General features: G+C 67.7%; 16 protein-coding genes and 1 pseudogene. All 17 read left to right on the top strand.

The genetic code is table 11. The features are described from left to right. Positions 1-280: 280 nt before the first annotated feature. The 17 genes and pseudogenes from infC to argH all read left to right on the top strand — a co-directional run bounded on the left by infC (position 281) and on the right by argH (position 16584). Positions 281-859: a translation initiation factor IF-3 gene (gene infC, locus Rhe02_RS43655; protein WP_203914426.1), complete on the top strand. Its 579-nt coding sequence runs from the start codon at positions 281-283 to the stop codon at positions 857-859. Positions 860-933: 74 nt separating this feature from the next. Beyond that, positions 934-1128: a 50S ribosomal protein L35 gene (rpmI, locus tag Rhe02_RS43650; RefSeq protein WP_203914425.1), complete on the top strand. Its 195-nt coding sequence runs from the start codon at positions 934-936 to the stop codon at positions 1126-1128. 42 nt (positions 1129-1170) lie between these two features. Beyond that, positions 1171-1542 carry a 50S ribosomal protein L20 gene (rplT, locus tag Rhe02_RS43645; RefSeq protein ID WP_203914424.1) on the top strand — a complete coding sequence of 124 codons (372 nt, stop codon included), beginning with the start codon at positions 1171-1173 and terminating at the stop codon, positions 1540-1542. Then, a complete protein-coding gene (locus tag Rhe02_RS43640; RefSeq protein WP_203914429.1) occupies positions 1542-2357 on the top strand; it encodes a TrmH family RNA methyltransferase in 816 nt (271 codons plus the stop codon). The genes rplT and Rhe02_RS43640 overlap by 1 nt, the downstream gene beginning before the upstream one ends. 121 nt (positions 2358-2478) lie before the next feature. After that, positions 2479-3561 carry a phenylalanine--tRNA ligase subunit alpha gene (pheS, locus tag Rhe02_RS43635; RefSeq protein ID WP_203914423.1) on the top strand — a complete coding sequence of 361 codons (1083 nt, stop codon included), beginning with the start codon at positions 2479-2481 and terminating at the stop codon, positions 3559-3561. Between the two features lie 2 nt (positions 3562-3563). After that, positions 3564-6062 (top strand): phenylalanine--tRNA ligase subunit beta, encoded by a 2499-nt coding sequence (gene pheT / locus Rhe02_RS43630; protein ID WP_203914422.1) that lies wholly within the window; start codon positions 3564-3566, stop codon positions 6060-6062. Then, on the top strand, positions 6059-6853 hold the full coding sequence (locus tag Rhe02_RS43625) for an META domain-containing protein (protein ID WP_203914421.1): 795 nt from the start codon (positions 6059-6061) through the stop codon (positions 6851-6853). Before pheT ends, Rhe02_RS43625 begins: the two co-directional genes overlap by 4 nt. Positions 6854-6894: 41 nt before the next feature. Beyond that, a complete protein-coding gene (folP, locus tag Rhe02_RS43620) occupies positions 6895-7770 on the top strand; it encodes a dihydropteroate synthase (protein ID WP_373320788.1) in 876 nt (291 codons plus the stop codon). Positions 7771-7777: 7 nt separating this feature from the next. After that, positions 7778-8332, top strand: a complete 555-nt coding sequence (locus Rhe02_RS43615) for a dihydrofolate reductase family protein (protein ID WP_239124434.1) — start codon at positions 7778-7780, stop codon at positions 8330-8332. Positions 8333-8414: 82 nt separating this feature from the next. After that, entirely contained in the window at positions 8415-9428 is a 1014-nt protein-coding gene (gene argC / locus Rhe02_RS43610) for an N-acetyl-gamma-glutamyl-phosphate reductase (protein ID WP_203914419.1), read from the top strand. Then, positions 9425-10579, top strand: coding sequence for a bifunctional glutamate N-acetyltransferase/amino-acid acetyltransferase ArgJ (gene argJ, locus Rhe02_RS43605; RefSeq protein ID WP_203914418.1), 1155 nt, complete (start codon positions 9425-9427; stop codon positions 10577-10579). The genes argC and argJ overlap by 4 nt, the downstream gene beginning before the upstream one ends. Further along, a pseudogene (argB, locus tag Rhe02_RS43600) lies at positions 10561-11307 on the top strand (acetylglutamate kinase); the annotation flags it as partial. The gene argJ and the pseudogene argB, both read left to right, overlap by 19 nt. Further along, positions 11304-12611, top strand: a complete 1308-nt coding sequence (locus Rhe02_RS43595) for an acetylornithine transaminase (RefSeq protein WP_203914417.1) — start codon at positions 11304-11306, stop codon at positions 12609-12611. The pseudogene argB and the gene Rhe02_RS43595, both read left to right, overlap by 4 nt. Further along, positions 12608-13504: an ornithine carbamoyltransferase gene (gene argF / locus Rhe02_RS43590; protein WP_203914416.1), complete on the top strand. Its 897-nt coding sequence runs from the start codon at positions 12608-12610 to the stop codon at positions 13502-13504. Before Rhe02_RS43595 ends, argF begins: the two co-directional genes overlap by 4 nt. Further along, positions 13501-13995 (top strand): arginine repressor, encoded by a 495-nt coding sequence (locus Rhe02_RS43585; protein WP_203914415.1) that lies wholly within the window; start codon positions 13501-13503, stop codon positions 13993-13995. Before argF ends, Rhe02_RS43585 begins: the two co-directional genes overlap by 4 nt. Then, on the top strand, positions 13988-15184 hold the full coding sequence (locus Rhe02_RS43580) for an argininosuccinate synthase (RefSeq protein WP_203914414.1): 1197 nt from the start codon (positions 13988-13990) through the stop codon (positions 15182-15184). The genes Rhe02_RS43585 and Rhe02_RS43580 overlap by 8 nt, the downstream gene beginning before the upstream one ends. Further along, positions 15136-16584 carry an argininosuccinate lyase gene (gene argH, locus Rhe02_RS43575; RefSeq protein ID WP_203914413.1) on the top strand — a complete coding sequence of 483 codons (1449 nt, stop codon included), beginning with the start codon at positions 15136-15138 and terminating at the stop codon, positions 16582-16584. Before Rhe02_RS43580 ends, argH begins: the two co-directional genes overlap by 49 nt. Positions 16585-16586 lie beyond the last annotated feature (2 nt).

The raw sequence follows: 16586 nt of genomic DNA, 5'->3' as shown, positions 1-16586 counted from the left end.
CGCCAGAATTACAGCTAGACATTTCGTGTGATACGCTCTTGGCGTCGACCTGACTGCATTTATTGTGCGGTCATCCAAGCGGAGCGCCTGCTCCCACCCATCCGGTTTCGATCGGCTGGGTCCGGTCACCGAAACACTTAGGTGTTTTGGGTGCGCTGACGTGCGCACGCGACCGGTCGAGCAGGCCTGGGCATGTAAGTGATGCCTGGGCCTTCTGTTTTGACACGGTCGCACACGTCAGAAAAACGATCGAGGAGGACACATCAGCGTCGAGCCACGCGTGAACGAGCAGATCCGGGCAAGAGAGGTCCGACTGGTCGGCCCTGAGGGGGAGCAGGTGGGAATCGTCCCACTGGAGCGAGCCCTGCAGCTGGCCGCGGATGTGGATCTGGATCTGGTCGAGGTTGCGCCTATGGCACGCCCGCCTGTCTGCAAGCTCATGGACTTCGGCAAGTTCAAGTACGAGAGCGCGCTCAAGGCCAGGGAAGCCCGGCGGAACCAGCAGCAGACGGTCATCAAGGAGATGAAACTCCGGCCAAAGATCGACTCGCATGACTACGAGACCAAAAAAGGTCACGTGCTGCGATTCCTCAAGGCCGGCGACAAGGTCAAAGTGACCATCATGTTCCGGGGTCGCGAGCAGCACCGCCCGGAGCTGGGATTCCGGCTCCTGCGCAAGCTCGAGGAAGAAGTCTCGGACATGGGCTTTGTCGAGTCTCAGGCCAAGCAGGACGGCCGCAACATGATCATGGTGCTTGCACCGCATCGGAGCGCCAAGACCGCTGCCGGAGCCCGCAAGGGCGAAGGCGATGCGCCCGAGGCGAGCCTTGTGAGTGACGAGACCGTCGCCCAGAACTAGCGCGGGGCTACAGCTCGATCGATCTAATGCAACGCACCAAAGCACCATTTTTACAGCCAGGGGAGAACTTCAGTATGCCGAAGATGAAGCGCCACAGCGGCATGGGCAAGCGGGTGAAGATCACCGGCTCCGGCAAGATCTTGCGCCAGCAGACCGGTCTACGCCACCGCCTGGAGGTCAAGTCCTCCCACGAGACACGCAGCCTGAGCGGCACCGTCGAGGTAGCCAAGGCGGATGTCAAGCGGGTCAAGAAGATGCTCGGGCGCTGACGCGCGCCAACTGCGATTTTTCAGTAGTAGGAGGAAACGAAGATGGCACGCGTCAAGCGGGCGGTCAACGCCCAGAAGAAGCGCCGCACCCTGCTCGAGGGGGCGAAGGGCTACCGTGGTCAGCGCTCGCGCCTGTACCGCAAGGCCAAAGAGCAGATGCTGCACTCGATGCAGTACGCCTACCGCGACCGCAAGGACCGCAAGGGCGACTTCCGTCAGCTCTGGATCACCCGTATCAACGCGGGCGCCCGGGCCAACGGCATGACCTACAACCGCCTCATCCAGGGCCTGAAACTGGCCGGCGTCGAGGTCGACCGCAAGATCCTCGCAGAGCTCGCGGTCAACGACGAGAAGGCCTTCACCGGTCTTGTCGAGGTGGCCAAGAAGGCGGTCGCAGCGGCCCAGCCCGCGTGATCTCCCAAGCACACAAGCCCGGGGAAGGTCCGTACACGACACGGACACCCCGGGTTTCTGCTGCCCTGAAACTGCAGCGCCGCAAGGAACGCGACGCCACGGGCCGGTTCCTCGCCGAGGGCCCGCAGGCCGTGCGCGAAGCGCTCGCCGCCGGCGTGGTGCTTGAGCTCTTCATCACCGCCCCCGGGCCTGCCGGGCTCGCCGAGCTTGCAGGAGGGGGAGATCTTCCGCCGGTGTCGGTGGTGACGGAGGAGGCGATGAAGGCGCTCGCCGAAACCGTTACGCCGCAAGGGATTGTGGCCGTATGCGAGCAGCGTGACCGCGAGCTGGCAGAGGTCGTCGCGCGGCGGCCGCAGCTGGTGGCGGTGGCGGTGGACATCCGGGATCCGGGTAACGCCGGGACGATCCTGCGTACGGCGGACGCGGCCGGTGCCGCAGCGGTGATCTTCGCTGGCGATGCGGTGGACCCGTACAACGGCAAATGCGTTCGAGCCAGCGCCGGCAGTCTGTTTCACGTCGACATAGTCCGGGAGCGCGACATCGATCGGGTCCTGAACGCGCTCGACGGCATGCAGGTCTTCGCGACCACCGGACGCGGCGCCGTCGACCTCTTCGAGCTGGAGCCCAGGCTTGCCGAGCCGACCGCCTGGCTTTTCGGCGGCGAGGCGCACGGGCTGCCCGAAGCCGTGATGGCCCGGGCCCAGCGCGTGCGAGTGCCGATCTACGGCGGGGCGGAGAGCCTCAACCTGGCTGCGGCCGCCGCCGTGTGCCTGTATGCTTCGGCTCGTGCGCAGCGCTCGTCGCCAGAGCTTTAGCCAGCCCGCCGGTCGCGGGCTGATGGGCTGATCGCACCTCAAATCCCCTCAGATGCTCCCGGTGGGCTGTGGCCAAGCCACGTGCTCCTAGACTTAGCCCGTCGCCGCATCTGGAGTTCTCATGACATATCGCAACGATCCGTACGATCCCAAGCAGCCGTCGCTGTTGAGTGACGACGCGCTCAAAGAGGCCGTGCAGCATTCCCGCGCGCTGTTCGCCGCGGCACCGACGCTAAAGGCGCTCACCGAGCTCAAGCCGGAGCACCTGGGCGACAGATCCGCGGTCTCCCTGGCCCGGCGCGAAATCGGTTCGCTGCAACCGGCGGCGAAGGCCGAGGCGGGCAAGCGGGTCAACGAGGCGCGCTCGGAGATCCAGGCCGCCTACGACGCCCGGCTGGCTGAGCTGGAAGCCGAGGAGCAGCAACGCGTCCTGCGCGAGGAGCAGGTCGACGTCACGCTCGGCTGGGACAGGCGGCCACGCGGCGCCCGCCATCCACTCACGACACTCATGGAACGCGTCGGCGACCTGTTCGTGGGCATGGGTTACGAGGTGGCCGAAGGCCCCGAGGTCGAGCTGGAGTGGGCCAACTTCGACGCGCTCAACATCGCGCCGGACCATCCCGCCCGCGGCTTGATGGACACGTTCTGGGTTGCCGCCGCGGAAACAGCGACCGGGTCGGGGCTGGTGCTTCGCACGCACACCTCACCCGTCCAGGCCCGCACGATGCTGACCCGCCAGCCACCGATCTACATCGTGGTACCGGGACGGGTCTACCGCACCGATGAGCTCGACGCCACTCACTCGCCCGTCTTCCACCAGGTCGAAGGGCTTGTGGTGGACAAGGGCATCACCATGGCGCATCTCAAAGGCACCCTGGACCACTTCGCCCGCGCCATGTTCGGCCCGCTGGCCAAGACGCGCTGGCGCCCCCACTACTTCCCGTTCACCGAGCCGTCGGCAGAGTTCGACGTCTGGTTCGAGGCGCACCGCGACGGCCCGCAGTGGGTCGAGTGGGGCGGCTGCGGAATGGTCAACCCGAACGTGTTGCGCGCCTGCGGCATCGATCCCGAGGAGTACTCGGGGTTCGCCTTCGGGATGGGCATCGAGCGGACGCTGATGTTCCGCAACGGGTTGTCTGACATGCGGGAAATGATCGAAGGCGACGTGCGGTTCACCCGCGCGTTCGGCATGGAGGTGCACTGAGCATGCGAGTGGGACTTTCCTGGCTGCGTGAGCACGTCCAGCTGCCCGCAAAGGTGAGCGCCGCGGAGATCGACCTGGCGCTGACCAACCTCGGCATCGAGGTCGAGCACATCGTCGACCAGCGTGAGCTGGTGACCGGCGACCTGGTGGTCGGCCGGGTGCTGACCATCGAGGAGCTGACCGAGTTCAAGAAGCCGATCCGTTTCGTGACCCTCGACATCGGACAGTCGAAGCCGCAGGAGGTCATCTGCGGCGCGACCAACTTCGCCGAGGGCGACCTCGTCGTGGTGATCCTGCCGGGCGGAGTGCTTCCCGGCGGCTTCGAAGTCGGGTCGCGCAAGACCTATGGCCGCGTCTCCAACGGCATGATCTGCTCTGCCCGCGAGCTGGGCATCAGCGACGACCACGCGGGCATCATCGTGCTGGACCCAGCCGTGGACGCCAAGCTGGGCGACGACGCGCGGCACGTGCTCGGCATGGACGACATCGGCCTTGCCGTCGAGATCACGCCCGATCGCGGGTACCAGATGAGCGTCCGCGGTCTGGCAAGAGAACTCGCGCACGCCTACCACGTGCCGTTCACCGACCCCGGTCTCGGCAAACACACCGAGGCCACGAAGAAACCCGCGTGGCCGTTGACGATTGACGACCCGGCCGGCTGTGACCGGTACGCGGCAAGGCTCGTGCGCGGCGTCGATCCGAAGGCGCCGACGCCAGACTTCATGAAGCGCCGCCTGACCACGGCCGGCATCAGGACCCTCGGCCTGCCCATCGACATCACTAACTACGTCATGCTCGAGCTGGGCCAGCCGATGCACGCCTTCGACGCCGACCGCATCAACGGCGCCCTCGTCGTGCGCCGCGCCAAGGCGGGCGAGAAGCTGGTGACCCTCGACGGGTCAACCCGTGTGCTCTCCGAAGAGGACATGGTGATCTGCGACGACACGGGGCCGATCTCGCTTGCCGCGGTGATGGGCGGGCAGACCTCGGAGGTCGTCGACGGCACCACCAATGTGCTTTTCGAAGCGGCGCACTGGGATCCGACGATGGTCGGGCGCACCGCCCGGCGGCACAAGCTTTTCAGCGAAGCCGCCAAGCGCTGGGAGCGCGGCGTGGACCGCAACCTGTGCCTGGTCGGCATCGAGCGTGCGGTCAGCCTGCTGGTCGAATATGGCGGTGGCAAGGCGGGCAAGGAGGTCCTCGACCTCAACTATCCCAGCGAGCCGGTGACCATCACCATGGCCGCGGACAAGCCCAGCAAGCTGATCGGTGTGGACTACTCGGTTGACCGCATCTCCGATCTGCTCACCGAAATCGGCTGCGACGTGGCCGCCTACGACGACCGGGTTGAGGTCGTGCCGCCTTCGTGGCGGCCCGACCTGCGTGAGCCCGCGGATCTGGTGGAGGAGGTGGTGCGCCTGGATGGCTTCGAGAACGTTCCCAGCGTGCTGCCGATCGCCCCGCCCGGCAACGGTTTGACCGCGGCTCAGCGGCGTAAGCGCGGCGTCGGTCGTGCTCTGGCCGAGCAGGGTTATGTCGAGGTGCTCAGCTATCCGTTCGTGTCGCGGTCTGTCATGCAGACGCTTGGCGTGCCTGAGCACGCGGTGAGGCTGGCCAACCCGATCTCGGAGGAAGAGCCGTTCATGCGCACCAGCCTGCTTCCGGGGCTGCTCGGCGCGCTCAAACGCAACCTGGGCCGGGGCCAGCGCGACGTCGCGCTCTTCGAGCAGGGGCTGGTCTTCCTCCCCGCGCCGCAGGCCGCGCTGCCGCCCACGATGGGGGTGGCCGCCCGGCCCGAGGAATCGCTGTGGCAGCAGGCGAATGCGGCCGTGCCGCGTCAGCCGTGGCAGGTCGCGGCGGTGCTGGCCGGTGAGTTCGAGCGTTCCGGCTGGTGGGGCGCGGGCCGGGTGGCCGGCTGGGCCGATGCGGTTCAGGCAGCCCGTGACGTGCTGGCCGCCTCGGCCGTCCCGGAGCGCGACATCGTGGTGGAGCAGCTGGTCAGCAAGCCGTTCCACCCGGGAAGGTGTGCCGGGATAACCATCGGCGGCGTCAGCGTCGGCATGGCCGGCGAGCTGCATCCGGAGATCTGCGCGGCGCTCGAGGTGCCCCGCGGCACGTGTGCCATGGAGCTTCAGCTCGATGCGGTGCCGTTGCCAGGGGTCACGCCGCCACCGGTCATCTCGAACTACCCACCCGCGCTCATCGATGTGGCGCTGGTGCTGCCGCAGGAGATCCCGAACGCGGCCGTCGAGGCAGCGCTGCTGGAAGGCGCCGGCCCGCTGCTGGAGTCATTGCGCCTCTTCGACGTCTACCAGGGCAAGGGGATCGAGGAGGGCAAGCGCTCGCTGGCCTACAACCTCACCTTCCGCGCTCCGGACCGGACCCTGAAGGTCGAGGAAGCGGTGGCGGCGCGTGACTCCGCGGTCGCTGTCGCCGCGTCGCGATTCGGTGCGGTCCTGCGGGGAACCTCAGCGCCAGCGGGGTCGTCGAAGAGCGCATGAGGATAGGTCTCGCTCTGACGGCTGTGCTGTCGTTGGCCGTGGCCGGTTGCGGTGGATCGGGCTCTGGTCCCGGGAGCCCAGGGGTTCGGCCAGCCACCGGCAGCGAGCTGACCGGGCGGACCTTCCTCTCCACCGAGGTGGGTGCGCACGCCCTGGTGCCGGGAACCCAGATTTCTCTTGGGTTCCCGGAGCAAGGCAAGCTCACCGCGCGGGCCGGGTGCAACAGCCTGTTCGGCGACGTCGAGTTCAAGGCCGACAAGATGGCCGTGTCCGGCATGGGCAGCACCGACATGGGCTGCGACAAGGCCCGTCACGAGCAGGACGAGTGGCTGAGCACCTTCCTGGAAGGCGCCCCGGCGTGGGCGCTGAAGGGCGACGAGCTGGTCCTGACCGGCAAGGATGGGGAGATCAGGTTGGCCGACCGTCATGTGGCCAATCCCGACCGGCCGATTCTGGGCAGCCGCTGGGTGGTCGAGTCAACGCTGGACGTCGATGCGGCCTCATCGGTGCCGGCCGAGATGAGGCCGGCCGAGTTCACCATTCTTGAAGATGGCACAGTCACCGGCTACAGCGGCTGTAACCGGTTCACCGGCACCGCGACGGTGAGCCCCGGCAAAATCAAGTTCGGGCCGCTGGCCTCCACCAAGATGGCGTGCGGCGGAGTGATCGATGCGATCGAGCGCAATGTGCTGGCGGTGCTCGACGGCGAGGTGAGCGCCACGGCCCAGGGCGACACGCTGGTGCTCAAGCACCCGAGCGGCAAAGGTCTTCAGCTGCGGGTGCTCGGCTAGGCCCTAGCATAGGGATCATGCAGGGTGTCTTTGTCCCGCAGCTGCGGGACCCGGTGCGCACGATCGCGGGGCGCACGTTCGACTTCAATCGCCAGGTCGTCGTGATGGCGGTGGTCAACCGGACACCCGACTCCTTCTACGACAAGGGCGCCACCTTCGCGCTGGAGAAGGCGAACGAGGCGGTCGACAAAGCTGTGGCCGAAGGCGCCGACTGGGTGGACATCGGTGGCGTGAAATTCTCCCCCGACGACGGCGAAGTGGCCGCGTCGGTCGAGCTGGAGCGCGTGCTGCCGGTGGTGCGGGCCGCGGCGCAAAGCCATCCGCATGTGGTGATAAGCGTCGATACTTTCCGGGCCGAGGTGGCGCAGGCGGCTCTGGCGGCGGGGGCTCACATCATCAACGACACCACGGGTTTGCACGATCCGGCGCTGGCCGACCTGGTGGCGGCCAACCCGCATACCCAGCTGATCATCACGCACAGCCGGGCCAAGCCGCGTACCCACTTCCCCCGCCCGCAGTACGCCGACATCGCGGGGGAGATCGCCGGCTTCCTGCGTGACCGGGTCGAGATAGCGCTCGGGCGAGGTGTGCGGCCCGAGCAGATTATCATCGATCCGGGCCACGATCTGAACAAGAACACCCACCACACCCTGGAACTGACCAGGCGTTTGCATGAGATTTCCATTATTGGGTACCCAACACTGGCCGCCGTGTCCAATAAGGACTTCATCGGCGAGACCCTCGACCGCCCCCAGGGCGAGCGGCTCTCCGGAAGCCTCGCCGCCGCAGTCTTCTCCGTCCTGCAAGGCGCTCGCATCGTGCGCATGCACAACGTGCGCGAGTCCGTGGACGCGGTGCGGATGACCGAAGCCATCCTCGGCTGGCGCGAGCCCGCCTACACCCTGCACAACATGTGAGGGCCAGATGAAATACGTCGACGAATACGCGCCCGCGGACCGAAGCGTGCCGATGCTGCGGATGAACATGGTGTCGTCGCTCGATGGCGCGGCGTGGGTCGACGGCCGGGCCGGTGGCCTGGGCGGCCCCGCCGATCAGGCGTTGATGCAGGTGTTGCGGATGTTCGCGGACGTGATCCTGGTCGGCGCGGGCACCGTGCGGGTGGAGGGTTACCAGGGCGAGCTGATCGACGAGGAGCACAAGCGCTGGCGCGTGGAAAACGGGCTGTCCGAGCTTCCCCGCCTGGAGGTGGTCTCGCGCAGCCGGATGCCCCTGCCTGAGCTGCTGGCCCAGCTGGCGGAGGAGGGCGTGACCCAGATCCTGTGTGAGGGGGGTCCGCATCTCTTCGGATCCCTGGCCGCCCTCGATAAGATCGATGAGTTGTGCCTGACCATCGGGCCGCTGCTGATCGGGCCGGGCCCGGAGCGGATTACGGCCGGGGTACCGCATACGGTGCGGCGCATGAGATTTGTTCACGCCATCCCAGATGGTGAATTCCTGTTCCTGCGCTATGCACGCTGAGGCGTGAGTGAGCCAGATCTCATTTGCATGAACATACGCCCTTCCGTATGCTTACCAAGCGAATGTTTATGCGGAGGTGGGTATGGGGATCCGGATCGCGGTCGCGGGAGCAAGTGGATACGCCGGTGGCGAGCTGCTGCGCCTGATCGCCGGGCACCCCGAGCTCGACCTGATTTGCGCCACCGCACATTCCCAGGCCGGCCAGCCGGTCGCGGCGGTACATCCGCACCTGGCCGGGCTTGATTTCCGGCTGAGCGCCACCGATCCGCAGGCCCTGGCAACGGCCGACCTCGTCTTCCTTGCCCTGCCTCACGGTGAGTCGGCGGCGATCGCCGCCCAATTGCCTGCTGGCGTGCGGGTGGTCGATCTCGGAGCCGACCATCGATTGCTCGACGAGCAGGCGTGGGCACGCTATTACGGCGGCCCGCACGCCGGAGCGTGGACCTACGGCCTGCCCGAGCTGCCCGGCCAGCGCCAGAAGATTCGCTCGTCCGATCGGGTGGCGGCAACCGGTTGCTACGCCGCCACCATCACCCTGGCGCTGGCGCCCCTGCTGCACAGCGGGCTCGCCGAGCCGGCCGACGTGGTGGTGGTCGCCGCCTCCGGAACCTCGGGCGCGGGCAAGTCGCCCAAGACCCATCTGCTGGGCAGCGAGGTGATGGGAGACCTGTCGCCCTACAAAGTCGGGGCGCACCAACATGTTCCCGAGATCAAGCAGGCGACCGGCGCGCACACCCTTTCCATGACACCGGTCCTGGCGCCGATGCCGCGTGGCATCCTGGCCACGGTGACCGCCGTTCCTACCAGCTGTGACATCACCGAAGCGGTGGTACGCGAAGTGCTGCTCGACGCCTACGCCGACGAGCCGTTCGTGCATGTGCTGGCAGAAAAGCAGTGGCCGCACACCGGTGCCACGCTTGGTTCCAACAGCGTTCACCTGCAAGCCACGGTGGACGTCGACAGCGGGCGCATCATCGTGGTGAGCGCTCTGGACAACCTTGGCAAGGGCGCGGCGGGCCAAGCCGTCCAATGCGCCAACATCATGCTGGGCCTGCCGGAAACCTCCGGCCTATCTGCCTTCGGAGTAGCGCCATGAGTGTTACTGCACCAAAGGGATTCAAAGCCTCCGGCGTCGCGGCCGGGCTGAAAACCTCCGGGAACCTGGACGTCGCCCTCCTGCTCAACGATGGGCCCGACGCGACGGCTGCCGGGGTGTTCACCGCCAACCGGGTCAAGGCCGCCCCGGTGCTCTGGAGTCAGCAGGTGCTCAAGGGGCGCGCCGTGCGAGCGGTGGTGCTCAACGCGGGTGGCGCCAACGCGTGCACCGGCCCAGCCGGATTTCAGGACACCCACCGCACCGCCGAACATGTGGCCGCCAAGCTGGGGGGCATGGGGCCCGGGCAGGTCGCCGTCTGTTCGACAGGCCTCATCGGGGAACGCCTGCCCATGGCCAACCTTCTGTCCGGAGTGGACAGTGCGGTGCGCAAACTTGAGCGCACCGGGGGAGACGACGCCGCGCTGGCCATCATGACCACCGACACCCGTCCTAAGACGACGGTCGTCGAGGGCGACGGCTGGACGGTGGGCGGGATGGCCAAGGGCGCGGGCATGCTGGCGCCCGCCATGGCCACCATGCTCTGCGTCATCACCACCGACGCGAGCGCGGGCGGCGACGCGCTGCACGAAGCGCTCACACAGGCGTGCCGGGTCACGTTCGACCGGCTCGACTCCGACGGCTGCATGTCCACCAACGACACCGTGCTGCTGCTGGCCTCCGGCGCCTCCGGCGTCGAGCCGACCCAGGAGGAGCTGACCGAAGCGGTCACCAAAGCCTGCCACGATCTGGCACAGCAGCTTCTCGACGACGCCGAGGGGCACACCAAGAAGATCACCATCGAGGTGGTCGGCGCGGCCGACGAGCAGGACGCGGTCGAGGTGGCCCGCAGCATCGCGCGCAACAACCTGGTCAAGTGCGCGCTGTTCGGCAACGACCCCAACTGGGGCCGCATTCTCGCCGCGGTGGGCACCACGTCGGCGCAGTTCGAGTCCGACGAGCTGAACGTGGCCATCAACGGGGTCTGGGTGTGTCGCGGGGGCGCGGCCGCCGAGGACCGCTCGAAGGTCGACCTGTCGGGCGAGAACATCAGCATCGTGGTGGACCTCAACGCGGGCAAGCAAACAGCGACGGTGTGGACCAACGACCTGTCGCACGCCTACGTCCACGAGAACTCGGCGTATTCGTCGTGAGCATCACGGTCGTCAAGTACGGCGGGCACGCGATGTCGGCCGGGTCGTCCTTCGCGCAGGACGTGGCAGCGCTGGTGAAAGCGGGGCAGAAGGTCGTCGTCGTCCACGGCGGCGGCCCGCAGATCTCGGCCATGCTCGACCGGGTCGGCCTGACCTCCGAGTTCCGCAACGGGTTGCGGGTCACCACGCCCGAGGTCATGCAGATCGCGCGCATGGTGCTGCTGTCGGTGGGCAAGGATCTGGTCGGCTCGCTCGCGCGGGCCGGCGCCAAAGCGGTCAGCCTTTCCGGCGAGGACGGCGGGCTCATCACGGCCCGCCGCGTGCCACAGGACATCGGACTGGTCGGCGACGTCGCCTCGATCGACCCGTCGCTCATTCACACCCTGGCCGACAACGGCTACGTCCCCGTCGTCTCGACGCTCGCGCCCGACGCCGAAGGGGTGCCGCACAACCTCAACGCCGACATCGCGGCGGGCGGGCTCGCCATCGCCTTGCGGGCCAACAAGCTAGTCATGATCACGGATGTGCCCGGCCTTTACCGCAACTGGCCGGACGCCTCCAGCCTCATCGAAAAAATCACCGCGCAGGAGCTGGAAGAGCTGTTGCCGAGCCTGGAGAAGGGCATGGTGCCAAAGATGGAGGCTTGCCTGCGCGCGGTGCGCGCCGGAGTCCCCTCAGCCGCGATCGGGACGTCCCTGCACGCCCACGGAACGGTGGTGCTCCCATGACGACGCTTTCGGAGCGCTGGGAACAGGCGCTGGCCAACAACTACGGCACCCCCGCCGTCGGGCTGGTGAGCGGCGCCGGTGCGGTCGTCTTCGACGAGACCGGAAAGTCCTACGTGGACATGCTTGCCGGGATAGCGGTGAACGCGCTCGGACACGGGCACCCGGCCATCATCGAGGCGGTCACCAAACAGATCGCGCGGCTGGGCCACGTTTCGAACTTCTTCGTCGCCGAGCCCACCGTGGCCCTGGCCGAGCTGCTGCTGGCGCTGACCGGCCGGCCCGGCCGGGTGTTGTTCTGCAACTCGGGGGCCGAGGCCAACGAGGCCGCGTTCAAGCTCTCCCGGCTCACCGGCCGCACCAAGATTATCGCCACCGAGCAGGCCTTCCACGGGCGCACCATGGGGGCGCTCGCGCTCACCGGGCAACCGTCCAAACGGGACCCGTTCAAGCCGTTGCCCGCCTTCGTGGTGCACGTGCCGTTCGGGGACGTGGAGGCGCTGCGGGCGGAAGTCGACGGCCAGACCGCGATGGTCATCCTCGAGCCCATCATGGGCGAGGCGGGCGTGGTCCCGGCCCCGCCCGGATACCTCGCCGCGGCCAGAGCGCTGTGTGACAAGCACGGCGCGCTGCTGGCCCTCGACGAGGTGCAGACCGGGGTGGGCCGCACCGGACACTGGTTCGCCCATCAGGCCGAGGGGGTCGCCCCCGACATCATCACGCTGGCCAAGGGGCTGGGCGGCGGGCTGCCCATCGGGGCCATGGTGGCCTTCGCCGACGGCGCTTTCGCCGGCAGCAACCCGGGAGGGGCCGCTGCACTGTTCCAGCCGGGTCACCACGGCACCACCTTCGGCGGTAACCCGGTCGCCTGCGCGGCAGGGCTCGCCGTGCTGCGCACCATCGCCGCCGACGGACTGCTCGATCACGTCAAGCGGGTAGGCGAGCGGCTGCGCCGCGGCATCGTCGGCCTGCCTTACGTCAGCGACGTGCGCGGCGCGGGCCTCCTGCTCGGCATCGTGCTCAGCGCGCACCCGAAAGCGGCCTCCGGCGGCCATGCGGCGCCTAGTGGCAGTGCCAGCTCGGTCTCCGACAGTGCGGTCGCGTTGCAGGGCGGCGAGGTCGCGGTCGAAGTGGGCAAGGCCGCGCCCAGCGCAGGGGAAGTCGCTAATGCGTTGCGGGAGAAGGGATTCCTGGTCAACGCCGCGCAGCCCGACGTGATCCGGATCGCGCCGCCGCTTATTTTGACCAATGCCCAGGCCGACGCCTTCGTCGTCGCGCTTGCCGAAGTTCTGGAAGCAGCTCAATGATCAAGCATTTTCTCAAGGATGACGATCTCAGCCCGGCGCAGCAGGAAGAGGTCCTGACGCTCAAGCCCGGCAAGGCTCTCGCGGGCAAAGCGGTCGTGGTGATATTCGAGAAGCCTTCCCTGCGCACCCGCGTCTCGTTCGAGGTGGGCATCGCCCAGCTGGGCGCCACGCCGGTCATCGTTGACGCGCAGACCACCCACTTCGGCCGTGGTGAGCTGATGGCCGACGCGGCGCGGGCACTGTCGCGTTACGCCGACGCGATTGTCATTCGCACCTTCGCCGACAGCCGGATAGCCGAACTCGCCGAGTACGCCACGGTGCCCGTCATCAACGCGCTGACCGACGGCTACCACCCGTGCCAGGTGCTGGCCGATCTGATGACGATCCGCCAGCATCTGGGCGGCACGGCCGGAAAGACGATCGCCTACCTCGGCGACGGGAACAACAACATGGCCAACTCCTATCTGCTCGGTGGGACCACGGCGGGCATGCATGTGCGTGTGGCGAGCCCGGTCGGCTTCACGCCCGCCGAGCACATCACCGAGCGGGCCAAGGAAATCGCCGAGCAGACCGGCGGCTCGGTCACCCTGCTGACCGACCCGCACGAGGCCGTGGCCGGGGTCGATGTGGTGGCAACGGACACCTGGACGTCGATGGGGATGGAGAACGACGGGATCGACCGGATCACGCCGTTCCTTCCGTACCAGATAAATGGGGAACTGCTCAAAGCGGTGCCTAATGCGATCGTTCTGCATTGCCTGCCCGCGCATCGGGGAGAGGAAATCACCGATGAGGTGATGGACGGGCCGCAGAGCGTCGTCTTCGATCAGACAGAGAACCGCCTGCACGCGCAGAAGGCGCTGCTCGCGTTCCTGGTGGACGGGAAGGAATGACCAACCCGCAGACCCGTGTCGCGCGACACGCCCGGATCGAGGATCTGATCCGGGCAAAGGCGGTGCGCTCGCAGACCGAGTTGGGGGAATTGCTTGCCGCCGAAGGGGTTCAGGTCACCCAGGCGACGTTGAGCCGAGACCTGGAAGAGCTTCGCGCGATCAAGGTGGGCGGCGTCTACCTGATCCCGGAGGACGGCAACCCCGTGCTGCGCCCGGTGGAGACCGGCTCGGCGAAGCTGGTGCGGTTGTTACATGAGTTGCTCAACGGGACAGACCACAGCGGCAATCTGGCCGTGCTGCGCACACCTCCGGGCGCGGCGCAGTTCCTGGCCAGCGCGATAGACCGCAGCGGCGTCCCGGAGATTGTCGGCACCATTGCCGGCGACGACACGATTCTTGTGGTGGCGCGTGATCCAATGGGGGGCGCCGACCTTGCTGACAAACTTGCCCGGTGGGCTGGAATAGAAGAGGGAGCTGGAAGCAATGACTGAGCGGGTGATTCTCGCTTACTCGGGTGGCCTGGACACGTCTGTGGCCATCCCGTACCTGGCGGAAAAGACCGGCGCCGAGGTGATCGCGGTCGCTGTCGATGTGGGCCAGGGCGGGGAGGACATGGAGGCGATTCGCAAGCGAGCGCTCGCCTGCGGCGCCATCGAGGCGGAACTGGTGGACGCCAAGGAGGAGTTCGCGGCCGACTATTGCCTGCCCGCGGTGCGCGCCAACGCCCTCTACATGGACCGCTATCCGCTGGTCAGCGCGCTTTCCCGGCCGCTGATCGTCAAGCATCTGGTCGCGGCGGCCGCCAAGCACGGCGGCACCATCGTGTCGCACGGCTGCACGGGCAAGGGCAACGACCAGGTCCGCTTCGAGGTCGGCATCGGCGCGCTGGCCCCGCAGCTGAAGGTGATCGCGCCCGCGCGCGACTACGCCTGGACCCGGGACAGGGCCATCGAGTACGCGGAGGCCAAGGGCCTGCCGATCGATGTGTCGCACCGCTCGCCGTATTCGGTGGACCAGAACCTGTTCGGCCGCGCGGTGGAGACCGGGTTCCTGGAGGACATCTGGAACGGCCCGATCGAAGACATCTACTCCTACACCCACAACCCGGCCGTGGCCCGCGACGCCGACGAAGTGATCATCACCTTCGACCAGGGCGTGCCGGTGGCGATCGATGGCGAGACGGTGACGCCGCTGCAGGCCATCACCGAGCTGAACCGCCGCGCAGGCGCCCAGGGCGTCGGCCGCATCGACATGGTGGAAGACCGGTTGGTGGGCATCAAGAGCCGCGAGATCTACGAGGCGCCCGGCGCGATCGCACTCATCACTGCTCACCAGGAGCTGGAAAACGTGACCGTGGAAAGGGATGTGGCCCGCTTCAAGCGCTCGGTCGACCAGCGCTGGGGCGAGCTTGTCTATGACGGCCTGTGGTACTCGCCGCTTCGCCAATCGCTGGATGCGTTCATTGCCGAGACCCAGAAGCACGTCTCCGGCGAGATCCGGATGACCCTGCACGGCGGCCGCGCCGTCGTCACCGGGCGCCGTTCGGAAAGCTCCCTCTACAACTTCGATCTGGCCACCTACGACGAGGGCGACAAGTTCGACCAGTCCCTCGCCCGTGGCTTCGTCGAGTTGTGGGGCCTGCCCTCACGGCTGGCGGCCCACCGGGACGCGGGCAAGTGAGGCTTTGGGGCGGGCGTTTTGAAACCGGGCCGGCGGAAGCGCTGGCCCGGCTTTCGGTGAGTGTCCATTTTGACTGGAGACTGGCCCGGTACGACATCGCGGCCAGCCGCGCCCACGCCCGCGTGCTCGCCGCGGCCGGGCTGCTGGACCCCGACGAGCTCGGCGAAATCCTTGCCGCGCTTGACGATCTGGACGTCGCGGTGGAGACCGGCCAGTTCCGCCCGACCATCGAGGACGAGGACGTGCACACCGCGCTGGAACGCGGTCTGCTGGAAAGGCTGGGCGCCCTCGGCGGCAAGCTGCGCGCCGGACGCTCCCGCAACGACCAGGTCGCCACCGACCTTCGGCTCTACCTGCGTGACCACGCGCGCGGGCTCGCCCAGCAGATCGCCGACCTGGCGCAGGCGCTCACTGAGCAGGCCGCCGGCCACGTCGACACCCCGGCCCCCGGTCTGACCCACGTGCAGCACGCCCAGCCTGTCGTGTTTGGACACTGGCTGCTGGCCCACGTGCATCCACTGCTGCGCGACCTGGATCGGCTGCGCGACTGGGATGTGCGGGCGGCGGTCAGCCCGCTGGGCGCCGGAGCCCTTGCCGGGTCAGGGCTTCCGCTGGATCCGCCGGCGGTGGCCAAGGAGCTCGGCTTCCGCGAGTCCTTCGCCAACTCCATGGACGCCGTCTCCGACCGCGACTTCGTGGCCGAATTCCTTTTCGTGACAGCGCTTTTGGGCGTACACCTGTCGCGGCTGGGGGAGGAGGTCGTACTTTGGACCTCGCACGAGTTCGGCTGGGTTGAGCTTGACGACGCGTTCACCACCGGGTCCTCGATCATGCCGCAGAAGAAGAACGCGGACATCGCCGAACTGGCCCGGGGCAAGGCCGGTCGCCTCATCGGCGGTCTGGTCAGCGTGCTGACCATGCTCAAGGGCCTGCCGCTGACCTACGACCGGGACATGCAGGAAGACAAAGAGCCGGTCTTCGATGCCATAGACACCTTGTCCTTGGTACTGCCAGCGCTCACCGGGATGATCAGCACGATGACGGTGCGGGTCGACCGGCTGGCCAAAGCCGCGCCGGTGGGCTTCTCGCTCGCCACCGAGGTGGCCGACTGGCTGGTGCGCCGCTCAGTCCCGTTCCGCTCCGCGCACGAGATCACCGGGCAGCTGGTGGCGCTGTGCGCCGTCCGCGAATGCGAGCTGGACGAGGTCAGCGACGACGACCTGGCCAAGGTCAGCCCACACCTGACGCCAGACGTGCGCCAGGTGCTCACCGTCTCCTCGGCCCTGGCGGCCCGCACCACCCCCGGCTCAACCGGCCCCGGCCCGGTCGCGGACCAGCTGGCCGTGGTCACCGAGCAGGTCCAGAAGTGGCACACCTGGGCGGCCGCACCGATCTCCTGAAC

The sequence above is a fragment of the Rhizocola hellebori genome (assembly GCF_016862955.1).
Classification (GTDB): Bacteria; Actinomycetota; Actinomycetes; order Mycobacteriales; family Micromonosporaceae; genus Rhizocola; species Rhizocola hellebori.
Note: the sequence above shows the minus strand (reverse complement) of the source record. Positions and strands in the feature narration are given on the sequence as shown.

Bases quoted from the DNA above. Each gene is read 5' to 3' on its own strand.
- rpmI (WP_203914425.1), top strand. From the start codon at position 934: ATGCCGAAGATGAAGCGCCACAGCGGCATGGGCAAGCGGGTGAAGATC.
- Rhe02_RS43625 (WP_203914421.1), top strand. From the start codon at position 6,059: ATGAGGATAGGTCTCGCTCTGACGGCTGTGCTGTCGTTGGCCGTGGCC.
- Rhe02_RS43585 (WP_203914415.1), top strand. From the start codon at position 13,501: ATGACCAACCCGCAGACCCGTGTCGCGCGACACGCCCGGATCGAGGAT.
- Rhe02_RS43580 (WP_203914414.1), top strand. From the start codon at position 13,988: ATGACTGAGCGGGTGATTCTCGCTTACTCGGGTGGCCTGGACACGTCT.
- pheT (WP_203914422.1), top strand. From the start codon at position 3,564: ATGCGAGTGGGACTTTCCTGGCTGCGTGAGCACGTCCAGCTGCCCGCA.
- argC (WP_203914419.1), top strand. From the start codon at position 8,415: ATGGGGATCCGGATCGCGGTCGCGGGAGCAAGTGGATACGCCGGTGGC.
- Rhe02_RS43615 (WP_239124434.1), top strand. From the start codon at position 7,778: ATGAAATACGTCGACGAATACGCGCCCGCGGACCGAAGCGTGCCGATG.
- argF (WP_203914416.1), top strand. From the start codon at position 12,608: ATGATCAAGCATTTTCTCAAGGATGACGATCTCAGCCCGGCGCAGCAG.
- pheS (WP_203914423.1), top strand. From the start codon at position 2,479: ATGACATATCGCAACGATCCGTACGATCCCAAGCAGCCGTCGCTGTTG.
- argJ (WP_203914418.1), top strand. From the start codon at position 9,425: ATGAGTGTTACTGCACCAAAGGGATTCAAAGCCTCCGGCGTCGCGGCC.
- Rhe02_RS43595 (WP_203914417.1), top strand. From the start codon at position 11,304: ATGACGACGCTTTCGGAGCGCTGGGAACAGGCGCTGGCCAACAACTAC.
- rplT (WP_203914424.1), top strand. From the start codon at position 1,171: ATGGCACGCGTCAAGCGGGCGGTCAACGCCCAGAAGAAGCGCCGCACC.